This window comes from Pseudomonas sp. LBUM1651, from assembly GCF_059716135.1.
Genome location: NZ_CP166805.1, coordinates 3299395 through 3316914 on the forward strand (window position 1 = coordinate 3299395; position 17520 = coordinate 3316914).

At 61.6% G+C, this 17520-nt stretch carries 12 protein-coding genes, 1 pseudogene and 2 riboswitches; of the genes and pseudogenes, 5 read left to right on the forward strand and 8 right to left on the reverse strand.

The window, feature by feature from the left end:
* The first annotated feature begins 43 nt into the window (after positions 1–43).
* Complete coding sequence (locus ACA066_RS15335) at positions 44–1267, forward strand: NADH:flavin oxidoreductase/NADH oxidase family protein (protein WP_497695587.1); 1224 nt, start codon at positions 44–46, stop codon at positions 1265–1267.
* 167 nt (positions 1268–1434) lie between these two features.
* Here the strand turns inward: ACA066_RS15335 and ACA066_RS15340 are convergent, their stop codons facing one another.
* The 5 genes from ACA066_RS15340 to cobW all read right to left on the reverse strand — a co-directional run bounded on the left by ACA066_RS15340 (position 1435) and on the right by cobW (position 10074).
* Positions 1435–3081, reverse strand: coding sequence for a phospholipase D-like domain-containing protein (locus ACA066_RS15340; protein WP_497695588.1), 1647 nt, complete (start codon positions 3079–3081; stop codon positions 1435–1437).
* Positions 3082–3266: 185 nt separating this feature from the next.
* Positions 3267–4007, reverse strand: a complete 741-nt coding sequence (locus ACA066_RS15345; protein ID WP_497695589.1) for a vWA domain-containing protein — start codon at positions 4005–4007, stop codon at positions 3267–3269.
* Positions 3932–4930 carry a magnesium chelatase ATPase subunit I gene (locus ACA066_RS15350; protein ID WP_497695590.1) on the reverse strand — a complete coding sequence of 333 codons (999 nt, stop codon included), beginning with the start codon at positions 4928–4930 and terminating at the stop codon, positions 3932–3934. Before ACA066_RS15350 ends, ACA066_RS15345 begins: the two co-directional genes overlap by 76 nt.
* Before the next feature lie 186 nt (positions 4931–5116).
* The gene (gene cobN, locus ACA066_RS15355) at positions 5117–9010 is read right to left on the reverse strand and encodes a cobaltochelatase subunit CobN (RefSeq protein ID WP_497695591.1); all 3894 of its coding nucleotides are present in this window, start codon (positions 9008–9010) and stop codon (positions 5117–5119) included.
* A gap of 2 nt (positions 9011–9012) precedes the next feature.
* Positions 9013–10074, reverse strand: coding sequence for a cobalamin biosynthesis protein CobW (gene cobW / locus ACA066_RS15360; RefSeq protein WP_497695592.1), 1062 nt, complete (start codon positions 10072–10074; stop codon positions 9013–9015).
* 100 nt (positions 10075–10174) lie between these two features.
* A riboswitch (cobalamin riboswitch) is annotated at positions 10175–10387 on the reverse strand.
* Positions 10388–10558: 171 nt separating this feature from the next.
* A riboswitch (cobalamin riboswitch) is annotated at positions 10559–10786 on the forward strand.
* Positions 10787–10906: 120 nt separating this feature from the next.
* On the opposite strand from cobW, the gene ACA066_RS15365 reads away from it, so the two are divergent.
* From ACA066_RS15365 to cobM, 4 genes are all read left to right on the forward strand, one after another.
* Positions 10907–11098: a CbtB domain-containing protein gene (locus ACA066_RS15365; RefSeq protein ID WP_461958605.1), complete on the forward strand. Its 192-nt coding sequence runs from the start codon at positions 10907–10909 to the stop codon at positions 11096–11098.
* 11 nt (positions 11099–11109) lie between these two features.
* Positions 11110–11814, forward strand: a complete 705-nt coding sequence (locus ACA066_RS15370; RefSeq protein WP_214382936.1) for a CbtA family protein — start codon at positions 11110–11112, stop codon at positions 11812–11814.
* On the forward strand, positions 11811–12236 hold the full coding sequence (locus tag ACA066_RS15375) for a cobalamin biosynthesis protein (protein WP_497695593.1): 426 nt from the start codon (positions 11811–11813) through the stop codon (positions 12234–12236). The genes ACA066_RS15370 and ACA066_RS15375 overlap by 4 nt, the downstream gene beginning before the upstream one ends.
* Positions 12237–12307: 71 nt before the next feature.
* Positions 12308–13054: a precorrin-4 C(11)-methyltransferase gene (gene cobM, locus ACA066_RS15380; RefSeq protein ID WP_497695594.1), complete on the forward strand. Its 747-nt coding sequence runs from the start codon at positions 12308–12310 to the stop codon at positions 13052–13054.
* 242 nt (positions 13055–13296) lie between these two features.
* Here the strand turns inward: cobM and nfuA are convergent, their stop codons facing one another.
* From nfuA to ACA066_RS15395, 3 genes and pseudogenes are all read right to left on the reverse strand, one after another.
* A complete protein-coding gene (nfuA, locus tag ACA066_RS15385) occupies positions 13297–13881 on the reverse strand; it encodes a Fe-S biogenesis protein NfuA (protein ID WP_007898222.1) in 585 nt (194 codons plus the stop codon).
* A 57-nt stretch (positions 13882–13938) separates the two neighbouring features.
* Positions 13939–14960: pseudogene (locus ACA066_RS15390) on the reverse strand (acyltransferase family protein).
* A 184-nt stretch (positions 14961–15144) separates the two neighbouring features.
* Complete coding sequence (locus ACA066_RS15395; RefSeq protein ID WP_497695595.1) at positions 15145–17442, reverse strand: fatty acid cis/trans isomerase; 2298 nt, start codon at positions 17440–17442, stop codon at positions 15145–15147.
* Between the last annotated feature and the right edge of the window lie 78 nt (positions 17443–17520).

Sequence of the window (17520 nt, forward strand, 5' to 3'; positions counted from 1 at the left end):
ACTTTAAGCTTAGCCTCTGCTCTTCACTGATGAGGAGTCAAGCATGTCGCCCTTCCAAGCGTTGAATTTGCCCAACGGCCAGACCATCGGCAATCGCATCGCCAAAGCGGCGATGGAAGAGAACCTGGCTGATACCGGACAGGCGCCGTCCAATGCGCTGTTTCGGTTGTATCAAGCCTGGGCCGGGGGCGAAGCCGGATTGCTGCTGACCGGCAACGTGATGATCGATCGTCGTGCGATGACCGGCCCCGGTGGCGTTGTGCTGGAAGACGATCGCGACATGGAACGCTTTCGCCAATGGGCAACGATTGGCCGTTCCGGTGGTGCGCAATTCTGGATGCAGCTCAATCATCCGGGGCGCCAGACCATGGCCAACCTCGGCCAGCAAGCGTGGGCGCCCTCGGCGGTGGCATTGGACCTTGGTGCATTTTCCAAGATGTTTGCCGAACCCAAACCCATGTCCGAGGACGATATCGCCGAGGTGATCACGCGCTTCGCCACCAGCGCCGCGCTTGCTGAAAAAGCCGGATTCACCGGCGTGCAGATTCATGCGGCACACGGTTACCTGATCAGTCAGTTCCTGTCGCCGCTGACTAACCGTCGAACCGACCGTTGGGGCGGGTCGCTTGCGAATCGCGCGCGTCTGCTGCTGGACGTCGTCCGCGCCGTTCGCCAATCCGTGTCGCCGCAGTTTTGTGTGGCGGTGAAGCTCAACTCCGCCGACTTCCAGCGCGGCGGATTCGATGCCGACGACGCCCGACAAGTCATCCAGTGGCTCAACGATTCGCAGATCGATTTGTTGGAGTTGTCGGGCGGCAGCTACGAAGCCCCGGCCATGCAAGGCGAGGCACGCGATGGCCGGACCCTGGCGCGGGAAGCGTACTTTCTGGAAATGGCCAGCGAACTGGCGAGCGTGGCGCGCATGCCAGTGATGGTGACGGGCGGAATTCGACGCTTGGCGATCGTCGAACAGGTGCTCGCCAGCGGCATCGCCATGGCCGGCATCGGCACGGCGCTGGCCCTCGAACCGCAGTTGGTCAAACACTGGCGCGAAGGTCAGGACAGCCATCCGCAATTGCCGCCGATCCGCTGGAAACGCAAGCCGTTGGCCGCCCTGGCGAGCATGGCCGTGGTGAAATTCCAGCTCCATCGCCTCAGCCGTGGACGCAAGCCTCGGCCCGAAGTGTCGGCAGTCTGGGCGCTGATCCTCGACCGCTTGTACATCGGCCGCCGCACGCGGCAGTACCGTCAAGCGATGGGTAAGTAATCGGGTGCGGGCTTAGAGGATGAAGTGATCGAGTTGGTGCGGATTAAACTGTACCGCTCACGCCAGAGACCGCGTCGCCCCCATCGCGAGCAGGCTCGCTCCCACAGGTATTGCGCTAACCCTGTGGGAGCGAGCCTGCTCGCGATGGGGCCATTGAAACCACCGACTTACCGGCCGGAGAAACGCAGTCGCGACAGCTGCCGTAAATCCCCCGCCAGGTAATAGTCATTGGTCCAGCTGTCATCCGCCTTCAACGGCTGGACCTGCTTCAGCGCAAGCTTCCTGGCAAAGTAACGAAAGCGGTAATGCTCGTAGAACCGCAGCAACTCCAAACCATAACGATCGGCCAGGTCGGTATCGCCACGAACGATCAGGTAGTTCTCGTCGTTGCCATTGCTGGCCGCAGCACTGAGGTTGTGGCTACCGCTGATGATCGTCGGCGCGTCGCTGGTGAAGTCGATAACCACGGCTTTGGTGTGCACCAGCAGGTTGCCCTTCTGGCCTTTCATGTTCTCGCGAAGCCAGCCTTCAAGCCCGGTGTTGAGCAGCGCGGTAGCGGCGAACTCGGCGCTGCGATCGGCGTGGAAACCGGTAATGCGGCTGGCGGTGTTTTGCAGGCCGTAACGCAAGATGTCGTCGTGGGGCTGGCCAAGCAAGGCGTTAAGGATGTCATCTGGCAAAGCGAACGCCGTGACGAACAGTACGTCCTTTTTCGCGGCGGTGATGATCTCGACGAACTCACGTAAATCGCCCTGACCCGAGCGCGGTGAGAAGCCGGCGAACACCGGCTGCTGCGGGTCCATCGGGTTGTGTTGCGTGATCCATTGCCGGGTAGCGCCGACGTCGGCCGGTGTCGCCCAGACTTGCTCGAACGTGCGCAGATAACTGGCGCTGACGCTGGCATCGTCCAGCACATGCACCACGTTCGCCTGGCGATAAACGCCATTGGGCGTGAAGTTGGTGCTGCCGCAGAGCACCGCTTCGGGCTGAAGCTGCCCGACTGCATCGACCCGGCTCAGCACCATGAATTTGTTGTGGAAGATGTTGTGGGTGATTCGCCCGCGCTTGTTCGCCGCCGGGATTTTTTCCAGGCTGGCTTCGTTGATGACGGTGTCGTCATCGTCGGGTTGTGCGTGATACAGCACGCGAACCTTTACGCCGCGTTCGAACGCCGCGTTGACGGCATCGACGATCACCTCCAACTCGTATTCGTAAATGGCAATGTCCAGCGCCCACTGATCATCCACCGCCCGCGCGATGAACCCCAGCAAGCGCCCGAGCAGACCATTTTCCAGCCATTGTCGAGGGGCATCGGGCCAGGCTTCGATGGGCAGGTTTTTGTTGGCACTGATCAACGCGTCGAGCTCGGGAAATTTGCGCTGGAACGCCTGACTGGCGGCCACCGCGCGGTTGAAGATCACGCTTTGATGCTGCGGCTGGCCATTGTCGGATGTGACAGTCACTTCCAGGTATTCGCCCAGCTGCGGTGCGTCAGCGCTGCCGTACGCCAGGTGAATCCGGTAATGGATCGTCATCCCCGGATTGACCGCGTAATCGGCCCAGCGGAATTTCTGCAACGGCGCGAGATCGCTCGGGGTGGCGTGAAACTGTGGAAACGTATGCGCCTTGCCGGGGAACGTCAGGCTGTTGAACAGGAACAACCAGGGCTTGCTGCCCTGCTGTTTTTCGATGGCGAAACCCAGCAGGCCTGTGCGACGGGATTCGGCCAGGTTCATGGCCAGCAGCACGCCGTTGGTGCCGGCGTAGGCTTTGACGCGGAAATCGTCCTGACTGTTTGTGGCGAGAACACGCATGCTTCACTCCTGTGAATGGCTTGCTTTCAGAGCATAGGGCAGCGATGCGGATTGGCCGTGATTATCAGATACCGAGGTGACCCATTCGCGGGCAAGCCTCGCTCCTACGGGGATCTGTAGCAGACACATATCCCCTGTAGGAGCGAGGCTTGCCCGCGAAGAGGCCAGTACAGGCAGCACAACTTTCAGCCTGAAATCAGCTCATCAATATGCCGATAATCCGCCTGTAGCTCTGTCGCCAACTGCTGCGCCCGACCCAGCCGAATCGGCCCGCGCTCAATGTCGATCAGAAGCCCCGGACACTCCAGCGCCGGCAACCTCGACCAATCCTTCAATCGCCCATCCGTCACGAGCAACAACCGCTGCTGTTCCGCCGGAAAGCGTTTTTGTCGTTCCGCGAGCCATCGCCCCGCCTCGCCGAGCGCCGCCAGCAACGGCGTGCCACCGCCCGCGCCGAGGCCATCGAGCCAGTGGCGTAAACCGGTGGAAGCTTTCAACCCCTGCACTTGCCACGTGGGTGCATGACCGCTGGCCGTCAACAACGCCAGGCGTGCGCGTTGGCGGTAAGCGTCGTCGAACAGCTGCGCCAGCAAACCCTTGGCATCGCTCAATGCCTGATGCCGGCGCGTCGAGGCCGAGGCGTCGACAATCACCAGCCACAGTTCGTGTGGCGAACGGGTGCGCAAATGAAACAGCACATCCTGGCGTTGACGAGGACGGCCATTGAGCAAGGTGCCGGGCCAGTTGATCGAGCCGCTGCGCGCAGCCTGACGTTTGCCCTGTTTGCCGTTGGCCAGCTGCCCGGCGCGGGGTCTGGCATTCGCCCCCGCATCAGATCGAGGGCGAATGCCTAGGGCTTTTTTGGCCAGCTCGGCACTTCGCGTCGGGCACCGACCGGCAGCGCCTGGGCAGGCATTTCGCCCCACTGGCCCTGGCCTTCACTCGGGCTGGATTGTTGTGGTGAGGGTTGCCAGGACTGCTGCGGCGCCGGTGGCGATTGTTCGCGACGACGGTGACGCAAGGCGAATTCGGCAACCGCGTCGATATCGTCTTCGGCAATCGCGCTCGCCCCCCGCCACGCCGCATGGGCGCGGGCGGCGCGCAGCCAGACCAGGTCGGCGCGCAGGCCATCGACACCGGCGGCGAAACAACGTTCGGTAATCTGTGCCAGCGCTTCATCGTCGAGGGGGATGCTCGCCAGTGTGCTGCGCGCATTCTCACAACGCTCACGCAGCGACTGTTGCTGGCTCTCCCACTCGGCGCAGAACCGCTGCGGATCGCTGTCGAAATCAAGACGCCGGCGGATGATCTGACCACGTTGGGCCGGTGCGGTATGGCCACTGAGCGCCACGTTCAACCCAAAGCGGTCGAGCAGTTGCGGCCGCAGTTCACCCTCTTCCGGGTTCATCGTGCCAATCAGCACGAACTTCGCCGAATGCCGGTGGGAAATGCCATCGCGCTCGATCAGGTTGGTGCCGCTGGCGGCGACGTCGAGCAGCAGGTCCACGAGATGATCGGGCAGCAGATTGACTTCATCGACGTAAAGCACACCACCGTCGGCCTTGGCCAATACACCGGGAGAAAACTGCGCGCGACCTTCACTCAGGGCCGCGTCGAGGTCGAGGGTGCCGACCAGGCGTTCTTCCGTGGCGCCGAGCGGCAAGGTGACGAATTGACCGCTGGCGAGCAGGTCCGCGAGGCCTCGGGCCAGGGTGGATTTGGCCATGCCGCGCGGACCTTCAATCAGCACGCCGCCAATTTTCGGGTCGATGGCGGTGAGGTACAGGGCGAGTTTCAAGTCGTCGGCGCCGACCACGGCGGATAAGGGGAAATGCGGGGTGTCGGTCATCTTCAATACTCGGTCATGGTCGGTGATTACTCTGTGGCGAGGGGGCTTGTCGGAACGCCGCATCGCCCCGTTCGACTGCGCAGCAGTCGTAAATCCAGAGAACTCGGTGTATCTGAAAAAAGCGAGGGCCGCTTCGCGACCCAACGGGGGCAAGCCCCCTCGCCACAGGTGTCCCCTGTTCGCCAGTCAACTGTCTTCTTCGATGTCCAGCAACAAATTCTCCAGCGCCTCGCGGTACTCGCCCGGTTCCTTCCACATCCCGCGCTGCTGCGCTTCCAGCATCCGTTCGGTCATGTCGCGCAAGGCATGCGGATTATGTTCACGGACAAACTCCCGGGTCACCGGGTCCAGCAAATAAGCATCCGCCAGCAACGCGTACTGGTGATCGTCGATCAACTGCGTCGTTGCGTCGAAGGCAAACAGGTTATCGACCGTGGCCGCCAGCTCAAACGCACCTTTGTAGCCGTGGCGCTTCACGCCGTCGATCCACTTCGGGTTGGCCGCCCGCGAGCGGATCACCCGGTTCAGCTCTTCCTTCAGCGTGCGAATCTTCGGTAAGTCCGGCTGACTGTGATCACCATGGTAACTGGCCGCCGCTTCGCCGCTCAGGCTTTCCACGGCGGCGAGCATGCCGCCCTGGAACTGGTAATAGTCGTTGGAATCGAGCAAGTCATGCTCGCGGTTGTCCTGGTTTTGCAGCACGGCCTGAACCTGGCTCAGGCGTTGGGCGAACTGCTTGCGGGCGGCGGTGCCTTCGTCGGAACCGCCGTAAGCGTAGCCGCCCCAGTTCAGGTACACCTCGGCCAGGTCCTCGCGGCTTTGCCACAAACGACCGTCGATTGCCCCTTGCACGCCAGCGCCGTAAGCACCGGGTTTGGCGCCGAAGATGCGCCAACCGGCCTGCCGTTTGGCCGCTTCTTCATCAAGGCCCGATTGCAGCAACGCTTCGCGTTCGGCGCGGACCTTGGCCGCCAATGGATTGAGATCGTCCGGTTCATCCAGCGCGGCGACCGCTTGCACGGCGGCGTCGAACAGACGGATCAGATTGGCAAACGCATCACGGAAGAAACCGGACACGCGCAAGGTCACGTCGACCCGCGGACGGTCCAGCAAACTCAGCGGCAGGATTTCAAAATCATCGACGCGCTGACTGCCCGTCGCCCACACCGGGCGCACGCCCATCAGCGCCATGGCTTGCGCGATGTCATCGCCGCCGGTGCGCATGGTCGCAGTGCCCCAGACCGACAGGCCGAGCTGACGCAGGTGATCACCGTGATCCTGCAAGTGCCGCTCAAGAATCAGGTTCGCCGACTGGAAACCGATGCGCCACGCAGTGGTGGTCGGCAGATTGCGCACGTCCACCGAATAGAAATTGCGCCCGGTCGGCAGCACGTCCAGACGACCGCGACTGGGCGCGCCGCTAGGCCCGGCCGGAACGAAACGACCGCTGAGGGCGTCGAGCAGACCGCATATTTCTGCGGGGCCGCAGGCGTCCAGTCGAGGTGCGACGACTTCGTGCAGGTTGTCGAGGATGGCGTTAACCTCAGACCAACTCGCCTCCTGTGGGAGCAGGCTTTTGTGGCGAGGGGGCTTGCCCCCGTTGGGTCGCGAAGCGGCCCCAAAAACAGGGACTGCTGCGCAGTCCAACGGGGGCAAGCCCCCTCGCCACAAAGGCTCGTTCCCACGGGGTTCGGCGTCGGTATTCAGGGTTTGCGCGATGAGTTGCGCGGCGAACAGTTCCAGGCGTTCGCGGGTATCGCCTGCGGTGCGCCAAAGTTCATCGCTGATCGCTAACAAGGCATCCGGCCGGGGCCCAACCCAAGGCTCGGCCAACGCACAATCCAGCGGATCGAAACCCAATCCGAACGCCTTGGCCAATGCCCTTAACACACTCGATTGCGCCCCTCGCCCGTCGCCACGCGGAATGCGCAGCAAGGCGAGCAACGTATCGATGCGCAACCGTCCGGTCGGCGACTCGCCAAAGATGTGCAGGCCGTCACGGATCTGCGACTCTTTCAAATCGCACAGGTAAGTGTCGAGGCGCGGCAACCAGATCGCCGCATCGGCGTCGCTGTCGAGTTTCTCGTCCAGTTGCAGCTCGCGGTCGATGTGCGTGTCGCGCACCAGTTGCAGGATGTCGCGCTGCAATTCCCGGGCGCGACGCGGATCCAGCAATTGCGCTTCGTAATATTCGTCGGCCAGCAACTCAAGGTTGCGTAGCGGGCCGTAGGTTTCGGCGCGGGTCAGCGGCGGCATCAGGTGATCGATGATCACCGCCTGGGTTCGACGCTTGGCCTGGGCGCCCTCGCCCGGATCGTTGACGATAAACGGATAGATGTTCGGCAGCGGCCCGAGCAACGCGTCCGGCCAGCAGTTCTCCGACAGCCCGACGCCTTTGCCCGGCAGCCATTCAAGGTTGCCGTGCTTGCCGACGTGGATCACACCGTGAGCGCCATAGGTGTTGCGCAACCAGAAGTAGAACGCCAGATAACCGTGGGGCGGCACCAGATCCGGGTCGTGATAGACCGCGCTCGGATCGACCTGATAACCGCGCGCCGGTTGAATGCCGATGAAGGTCAGGCCGAAACGCAGTCCGGTGATCATCATCCGCCCGCCGCGGAACATCGGATCGCTTTCGGGCGTGCCCCAGCGTTCCAGCACGGCTTGGCGGTTGGCCTCGGGCAAGGCGTTGAACATCGAGTTGTAGTCGTCCAGCGCCAGGCTTTGATGACACGGACGCTGGTCGAGGGTGTCGAGGTCGTTGCTGACACCGCCGAGCAATTGCTGGATCAACGCGGTGCCGCTGCCCGGCAGTTCGGCGGGCAGCGGATAACCTTCTGCATGCAACGCACGGAGGATGTTCAACGCTGCGACAGGTGTATCGAGGCCGACGCCATTGCCAATGCGCCCGTCACGGGTCGGGTAATTGGCGAGGATCAGGGCGATGCGTTTTTCGCTGTTCGGCAGCCGCGCCAGATCGATCCAGCGCCGCGCCAGTTCGGCGACAAAATCCATGCGTTCAGGTGCAGGCCGGTAGCAGACCACATCGGACTGACTGCGCTCGCTGCGCCACGCCAGGTCCTTGAAGCTGATCGGGCGGCTGATGATCCGCCCATCCAGTTCCGGCAGCGCGATGTGCATCGCCAGATCCCGCGGGCCGAGGCCCTGTTCGCTGGCCCGCCAACCGGGTTCGTTGTCCTGGGCGCAGATCGCCTGGATCACTGGGATATTGCGGCGAAACGGTCGCAAATGCGGCGCTTCGGGACTGGATTGGGCGAAACCGGTGGTGTTGAGAATCACCCCTGCTTCGACCTCATCCAGCCAGTCCTCGACCACCGTCAGGCAGCCGGGCTCTTTCAGGCTGGCCACGGCAATCGGCAAGGGGTTTAACCCCGCCGTTTGCAAACGCTGGCAGAAAACATCGATGAACGCGGTATTCGCCGCCTGCAAATGCGAGCGGTAAAACAGCACCGCCGCCACCGGTTGACCGGCCTGCCAGTCGGCCTGCCAATCACTCAATGCGGCGGGGCTTTTTTGCGGGTGGTAGATCGCGGTGCGCGGCAGGGTTTGTGGCTCGGCCCACGCATAGTCGCGATCCAGCCAGCGATTGGCCAGGCAGCGAAACAGATCGAGGGCGTTGGCCATGCCGCCCTGACGCAGGTAATGCCAGAGCCGGTCGCGGTCTTCGGCGCCAACGGTGCTGAGGTCGCTGAGTTCCGGGTCCGGGCGATCATCGCCAGGCACCAGAATCAGCTGCACGCCGCGCTGCGAAAGCTCGACCAGACGCTCGACGCCGTAACGCCAATAAGCAATGCCGCCGTGCAACGAGATCAAAATCACCTTGGCGTGGCGCAGCACTTCGTCGACATACAAATCGACCGAGGCGTGGTTCTGCACCTGCATCGGGTTGGCCAGACGCACACTCGGGTAATGGTCCGGCAATTGCTGCGCCGCTTCGGCGAGCAGCGCCAGGCTGGAATCGCCGCTGCACAGGATCACCAGCTCGGCGGGGGTTTGTCCAAGGTCGGCAATGTTGTCGTCCGACACGAAACCGCCGGGCTGGGTCCTGAGCAGGTGCATGGTTAAACGCTGAGCGCGGCGCGCAGTTGCGCTTCGAGTTGCGCGGCGTCCAGCTCCTGACCGATCAACACCAGACGCGTGGTGCGCGCTTCATCGGCGCCCCACTGACGATCGAAGTGCTTGTCGAAACGCATGCCCACGCCCTGGATCAGCAGGCGCATCGGTTTGTTCGGAATGGCAGCGAAACCTTTGACCCGCAGGATGCCGTGCTTGACCACCAGTTGGGTCAGCGCGTCCAGCAGCAGGCTTTCATCGGCTTGTGGCAGTTCGATGGAAATGGAGTCGAACGCGTCGTGATCGTGATCATCTTCGCCTTCATGATGGTGATCGTGATGGCTGTGACGGCTGTCGATGTGCTCTTCGGAACCGGCTCCGAGGCCGATCAGCACGTCCAGTGGCAGGCGACCGCTGCTGGCTTCGATGACTTTCACCGCCGGCGGCAGTTCTTCGGCGACTTCCAGGCGTACGCGGGCCAGGTCTTCCGGGCTGATCAGATCGGCCTTGTTGAGAATCACCAAGTCGGCGCTGGCGAGTTGGTCGGCGAACAGTTCGTGCAGTGGCGATTCGTGGTCCAGGTTCGGGTCGAGTTTGCGCTGGGCGTCGACCTGATCCGGGAAGGCAGCGAAAGTGCCGGCGGCAACGGCCGGGCTGTCGACGACGGTGATCACCGCGTCAACCGTGCAGGCGCTGCGGATTTCCGGCCACTGGAAGGCTTGAACCAGCGGCTTTGGCAGGGCCAGACCGGAGGTTTCGATCAGGATGTGGTCGAGGTCGCCGCGACGAGCGACCAGTTCGCGCATCACCGGAAAGAACTCTTCCTGGACGGTGCAGCACAAGCAGCCATTGGCCAGTTCGTAGACCCGGCCGTTGGCTTCTTCTTCGGTGCAGCCGATGGAGCATTGCTTGAGGATTTCGCCGTCGATGCCCAGTTCGCCGAACTCGTTGACGATCACCGCGATGCGGCGGCCCTGAGCGTTGTCGAGCATGTGCCGCAGCAAGGTGGTTTTGCCCGAGCCGAGGAAGCCGGTAACGATGGTGACGGGGAGTTTGGCCAGTGTTTTCATCGGATGCCCTTTGGCAAGGTGGCGGGCATACGGGACGACGACCGCTGCGACGGATGCGCGCGCGGAAGATTTCGCCACCGGATCACCCCGCCCGGTTGTAGTGAGAATTCGTGTCGAGGCAGGTCTCCTGGCTGACGGTGTGCCTGTCGCTAGACTGGCGTTGGCTGCGCCTTCCCGCGGGCTCCAGGGCTGGAGCGTGCAGTGGCGTGGCAGCGAACATCACCGTTCACAGTTGCGGGGGCAGCCGCGGCATCGACCGCGTTCCCTTCTTAGCTTCGGCAAACACCGAAGAACCTCGAAAGCGCAAGGCTACGCATCGTCTTGGGGCGGGTCAATGTCTTGTGTCAGCCGCACCGGCCCCTTCGCGGGCAAGCCTTGCTCCAAGGAACACCACTGTCCTGAGCAAGGCTTGCCCGCCAAAGGTTCAACTCGGTTTCAAGATGAGAACCCCTGCCAATTGACGCCCAACCCCCGCCCATGCTCTCCTACACACCTTGTTACGGGTGCCCTTCACAGGGTGAAACGGGAAACCGGTGAATCATGTGCTTTACTCAAAGCCATGTCAGTCCGGTGCTGCCCCCGCAACGGTAAGCGAGCGAAGCGTCAGATCCACTGTGCCGGCAGTTCGGCATGGGAAGGTGACGCTTGCAGGTTTCGGCTGACGCCCAAGCCCCTCGCAAGCCCGGAGACCGGCCCGCAACACAAAGTGACGATTACGTTCACTGAATAACAAACCCGCGGTGGGCGGGCGCTGTTTGAATCTCTGCGAGCCCGATTCGCAGGGATCTTCCATGCGCTCTATTCACCCGCTGACAGACCAGAGGGAAGCGCCATGTCGATCATCAGCAGCACTAGCCACACAACGGCCAGCACCACCACGACCCTGACTCAACGCCTGACCGCTGCCGTATGCGCATCGATCCTTGGCGCGTGCCTTGTGTATTTCGCCGGTTTCTCGCACATCGAAGCGGTGCACAACGCCGCGCACGATACCCGTCACAGCTCCGCTTTCCCGTGCCATTGAGACCTGCCGACATGATCAAGCGTATTGCGCAAACCGCAGGTTTCACCGGGCTGCTGGCCGCCCTGTTGCTGACTCTGCTGCAAAGTTTCTGGGTCGCCCCGCTCATTCTGCAGGCCGAGACTTACGAAAAATCCGAGCCGGCCGCTGTTGAAGTTCACGAACACGCCGCCGGTACCGCCGCTCACACCCATGATGCCGAAGCCTGGGAACCGGAAGACGGCTGGCAACGCGTGCTGTCGACGACTGGCGGTAACCTGGTGGTGGCTGTCGGTTTCGCGCTGATGCTCGCCGGCCTCTACACCTTGCGTGCGCCGACCAAAACCTCCCAGGGCCTGCTCTGGGGCCTCGCCGGTTACGCGACGTTCGTGCTGGCCCCGACGCTTGGCCTGCCACCTGAACTGCCGGGCACTGCCGCGGCGGACCTGGCACAACGGCAAATCTGGTGGATCGGCACGGCAGCGTCCACCGCAGTCGGCATCGCGCTGATCGTGTTCAGCCGTCACTGGCTGATGAAGATACTGGGCGTGGCGATTCTCGCCGTTCCTCACGTCATCGGCGCGCCGCAACCGGAAGTGCACTCGATGCTCGCGCCGGAAGCCCTGGAAGCCCAGTTCAAAATCGCTTCGCAGCTGACCAACGTGGCGTTCTGGCTGGCCCTGGGCCTGATCAGCGCCTGGTTGTTCCGCCGTAAAAGCGATGGCCAATACCACGCATGACGGATACCAGCACAGCGCCGACTTTAGTGGTCGGCCTGGGCTGCCAGCGCGGCTGCCCTGTCAGCACGCTGCGGGCGTTACTCGATCAGGCGTTACAGGCGCATCACATCGAACTTCACCAGATCAAGGCTCTGGCCAGCATCGACCTGAAGCGTGAAGAACCTGGCCTGATCGAACTCGCCCTACAACTCGCGCTGCCCTTGATGTACTTCAGCAGTGAGCAACTGGCCGGTTATCAACCACAACTCAGCCACCGCTCGGACATCGCTTTTGAGCGCACCGGCTGCTATGGCGTAGCGGAAAGCGCCGCCCTCGCCCTCGCTGAACAACTGGCTCAGGCACCGGCCAAACTGCTGATCTCGCGACAAAAATACGCCCAGGCGACCCTGGCATTGGCCAGCGCTGCGCAAAATCCTCGATAATCCCCGCCTTCGATCATGAGCAATCTTCATCTGAAGCCTTGCCCGGCCCCTTTTTCTGACAGGAAACGACGATGACCGTCTACTTCATTGGCGCAGGTCCCGGCGACCCGGAACTGATCACTGTCAAAGGCCAACGCCTGATCCGCAGCTGCCCGTTGATCATCTACGCCGGCTCACTGGTGCCCGCCGCCGTACTGGAAGGCCACAACGCCGAACAGGTGGTCAACAGCGCCGAACTGCACCTGGAACAGATCATCGAACTGATCAAAGCCGCCCATGCCAAAGGCCAGGACGTGGCGCGGGTACATTCCGGCGACCCAAGCCTCTTTGGCGCGATTGGCGAACAGATTCGCTACCTGCGTGAGCTCGATATTCCGTTTGAAATTATTCCCGGTGTCACTGCCACGGCGGCCTGTGCTGCGCTTTTGGGTGCGGAGCTAACGTTGCCGGACGTGTCACAGAGCGTGATTCTGACTCGCTACGCCGACAAGACTGCGATGCCCGCCGGTGAAGAACTGGGCAGTCTGGCGCAGCATGGGGCGACCATGGCGATCCATTTGGGCGTCAATCATCTGGAGAAAATCCTGGTTGAATTGCTGCCGCATTACGGCGCGGACTGCCCGATTGCGGTGATTCACCGGGCGACCTGGCCGGATCAGGATTGGGTGGTGGGAACGATTGCGGATATTGCCGGGAAGGTTGAGGCGAAAGGGTTTCGGCGTACGGCGTTGATTCTGGTGGGTCGGGTGTTGGGTAGCGATCACTTCAGTGAGTCATCGCTGTATCGCGCCGGGCATGCGCATCTATACCGCCCCTGAGCCAACCATTTCACCATCCTTGAGCCAACCACACCCTGTGGCGAGGGGGCTTGCCCCCGCTGGGTCGCGAAGCGGCCCTCTACATTCTTCAGATACACCGAGTTGTCTGGTTTACGACTGCTGCGCAGCCGAACGGGGCGATGCGGCGTTCCGACAAGCCCCACTCGCCACATGTTATCGATCACCCATAAAAAACGGCGCTCACGGGGCGCCGTTTTTTATGTTTGCAGCGAACACCTTACTCAGTAGTAGGCGTTTTCTTTCTGCGTATGGTCGGTCACATCGCGAACACCCTTGAGTTCGGGAATGCGCTCGAGCAAGGTGCGCTCGATGCCTTCACGCAGGGTGACGTCTGCCTGGCCGCAGCCCTGGCAACCGCCGCCGAACTTCAGCACGGCAATGCCGTCTTCGACCACATCGATCAGGCTGACCTGACCGCCGTGGCTGGCGAGCCCCGGGTTGATTTCAGTTTGCAGGTAATAGTTGATGCGCTCGTTGACCGGGCTGTCGGCGTTGACCATCGGGACTTTGGCGTTTGGCGCCTTGATGGTCAGCTGGCCGCCCATGCGGTCGGTGGCGTAGTCGACAACCGCATCGTCCAGGAAAGCTTCGCTGAACGAGTCGATATAAGCAGTGAAGCTTTTCAGCCCCAGCGCAGTGTCTTCGGGTTTTTCTTCGCCCGGCTTGCAATAGGCAATGCAGGTTTCGGCGTACTGGGTGCCAGGCTGGGTGATGAAGACGCGGATGCCGATGCCCGGGGTGTTCTGCTTGGAGAGCAGATCAGCCAGGTAATCATGGGCGGCGTCGGTGATGGTAATAGCGGTCATGGAAACTCCTCGCAGGCTTGGGCGCAGTTTACGCCAATCATCGCGCCGTACAAAGTCCTAGTATTTTTGTCGGGAAAGCGTCAGCTCGCCACGATCAGACGATTCGCCGTCAATCCGCGCTTTAAGCCACCGATAGCTGCTTTTTTCCACCCATTCGTAACTTGCCCACGACGCTACGCCAATGGTCGCGACGCAAACGGCGAACATCACGTAGGGGTTTACGCCATAACGCTTTGCGACAAAACCTCCGGCAGACAGCACCAACACGTGCATCAGGTACACCGAGTAGGAACAATCGCCGAGCAGCTTGAACAACTTACTGTTCTCGAAAAAGCGCTCCAGCGCCATGCACGCCATCACCAGCACTGCGCTCGGCAGGCCCCAGGCGAAAAACCGCGGTTGCGGCGCCAGGTAATAAATCGCCAGCAACGCACCGCCAATCCCCAGTAATGGCAGCCATAAACCGGGTTTGATCCAGCCACAGCGGAAGATCATGCCGATGGCAATCCCCAGCAAAAACTCATAAACAATGTCCGAACGGTAAAACTCGCTGATCCAGCCGTAGCCGGTCCACGCCTGACACACCGCAAACAGCAGCGCCGCGACGATCAGCAACCGTGCCTGCAAACGGAACAGCAACGCCCAGGCAAACAGCACGTAGAAGAGCATTTCGTAGTTAAGGGTCCAGCCGACATTGAGCGTCGGATAAATCCCGTAACCGCCGGGGTTTTCCGTAGGAATGAACAGCAACGACAGCAGGAAATGCGACCAGTCGACCGTCTGATCCGGCAACACTGGCCGGGCGAATACCACGACCAGCGCCATCAGCACCGTGTACAGCCAATACGCCGGCACGATGCGAAACAGCCGATACAGCAGAAACCGTCCCGGCGGCAGCGACTTGCCCTCGGCGGACAGGAATATCACCAGACCACTGATGACGAAGAAGACATCAACGCCCACCGCGACATCTGACCGATCGGCCCACGGGCCTTGAAGTCGAAGAAAATCTGCATGAAATGGTGGCAAACCACCGTCCAGGCCGCGAGTGCGCGCAGTGCCTGTACTGAAATCAACATTGGCAGCTCCCATCCCAATCCGCAAATCACCGCAGATCCCTGTAGGAGCGAAGCTTGCTCGCGAAGAGGCCCTGTCATTCAGCATCAATGTCGACTGTCAGACCGCTTTCGCGAGCAAGCTTCGCTCCTACAAGAGATCGGCGGCGCCTATTGAGTCGGACACCAGCCCGCCTTCAAAAGTCGATCAAAGATTCTCGTAGCGGTTCATGTCCAGCACGCCCTCTTCCACCGGGTCGGTTTCGTGGACGTACTTGCTCAGGTCATGGAAGTAAAACCAGAACTGCGGATGGCTACGGCGAATCCCCCAGCGTTCGACGATTTTCTCGAAACGGTTGGCGTCCTTGGCGTTTTCCATCGCCTCCACGAATGCTGGCACTTGCCCGGCGGGAATGTTGAACATGAAGTTCGGATAGCTGCTGAGTACGCCGGGAAAAAGGGTGAGCGTGTCGAGCCCCGGCTGGTAGCGCAGCGACTCGCCCAGCAGGAACGCCACGTTGCTGTGCGCGCGGTTGCGCAACAGGCTGTAAACCTCACGCTTGCCGCTCGCTGTTTCGATACGCAGCATCGTCGCTTCCGGCAATTGATCAATGACTTTCAGCCCGGCAGCAGGACGCGAAACCAGGCGGCTCAAGGCCTGCTCGGCACTTTGCAGGTCCGGATCGATATTCGGCCGCGAGCAATAAGCGCCGTCGCAGCGGTTGATCGGATCAGGCTTGGCGTTGAGCTCGCCGTAGCGAGCCAGCAACTGCATTGCAAAGTCGCGCTTCGGGTCTTTCTCGTCGAGTTTCAGCGCGGTCGGTTTGTCGTTGTCGATGGCTTCATAGTCCAGCCACATCTTGAATTTACCGCCGCTCTGATACCAGTCGTCGAGATAGCCATCCCGGGAATCGGCGGGCATCAGGCGCAGGAAATTCTGCTCGGCGCCGTTGCGAATCAGGTCGAAGTACAGGCGCGTCTGCGCTTGATGGGAGACGTTGCCGAACACGTCGAAATTGACCGCCAACTGATAATACGTGCGCTCCAGCAGCGGGAAATCAAACAGCCACATCGTTTGTGGCACATCACCGATCAGTCCCTTGTTCACCGAAGCGCTGTCGAAATGGCGGAAGATGCTCAGCAGCGCGTTGTCATTGCCGGCCCACAAGGTCGACCAGTTCGGCGCGGGCGCATCGGCGTAGTTGTCGCGACGCAGCGCCTCGTACTCGTTGCGCTTGTCGCGGTAGTCATGCCACAGGCTCAGGACACTGCCGACGTCGTCGTTCTGCCCCGGCATCGCCAGCAATGGCGTGGCCTGCCCGCGGTAGTTCGGGTCGGTGATGTAGAGATCGTGTTCCGGCGCCTGGAACAGCGCCCAGAAGTTATCGCGGATCACGTCGGTGGCGATCTGGCCGCGGCACACCGGCCCGCGAATAAACGTGCGCACGAAGTACTCGGCGTTATCGAGCATGAACTGATAACGCGCTTGCGCCGGAATCGCCTCGAACGTGGTGAACGGATTGGCCCGGCGTTCCGGCCCGTAACCCGGCAAGGCGTTGACCTGCCAGTTGCCGTTGTAGAACAGGCTTTTGATCCGCGCCATCTTCGCCGCGCTCAGCGGATAAGTAATGTGGGTCTTCTGCACGATCACGCCCTGCACCGGCCACAAGCGGTAATACACCTGCGTGCCCGGATCGTCATTCGGACGGCGCGTGTTGATCAGGTCAATCGGCTGGCCGGTCGGCGTACGCGAACGCACCCACTGAAAGAAATGCCCCGGCTCGCCCTCCTTGAAGTACATGTGGGCGAGGAACCAGTGCTCGAACAACCAGCGCCCCACCAGGCTCTGGCGGGCGCCCGGCGAGTTGAGCAGGTTTTCCCACTGCACCACTTGCAAGGCTTCTTTCGCCGACGGCACCAGACCTTGCTCATCGATCGGCGCGCCCGAGGCCAGCCAGCGTTGCAGCGTCTGGTACTGCTGATCGGTCAGGCCGGTGACCGCCAGCGGCATGCCTTCCTTCGGATGAGCGCTGGCGTAACCGTCGAACTCGGCCGGCATCGCGCACATGTTTTCCCGGTTCAGACCCAGGACGATGTCTTCCGGCAACTTGGCGTTGGGCGTCAGAGGCGTTTTGTGACCCAGTTCCAACATCCGTGCCATCAACGCGGCCTGGCTGCCCTGGGCGTCGAGCACCGGATAGAAACCTTTTTGCTGCCAGGCGTGCTTACCGAAAGCGTCATAAAACAATCGGGTCGGCGCGGCAGCCTGACTGCGTTCGCCGTCGTAGACCGGGACTTTCGACGCACCGCGCGCAGCACCCTCGCCGCCGCCCAGATTGAGCTGACAGGCGGCGTCATTGCAGGCATGGCAGGCCACGCACTTTTCGGTGAAGATCGGTTGAATGTCGCGACTGTAGGAAATGGCTGCAGAAATCGCCGGATCCTGCGCCACGGCGCCCCAGCTTAAAAACAGCAATACACTGCTGATGACGACGCGATACGACATATCCCTGTTCCCGATCCTTGAAAAAACGCCGCGATTCTACCGGGACACCGCCCACATCAACATGAGCGATATTCATGC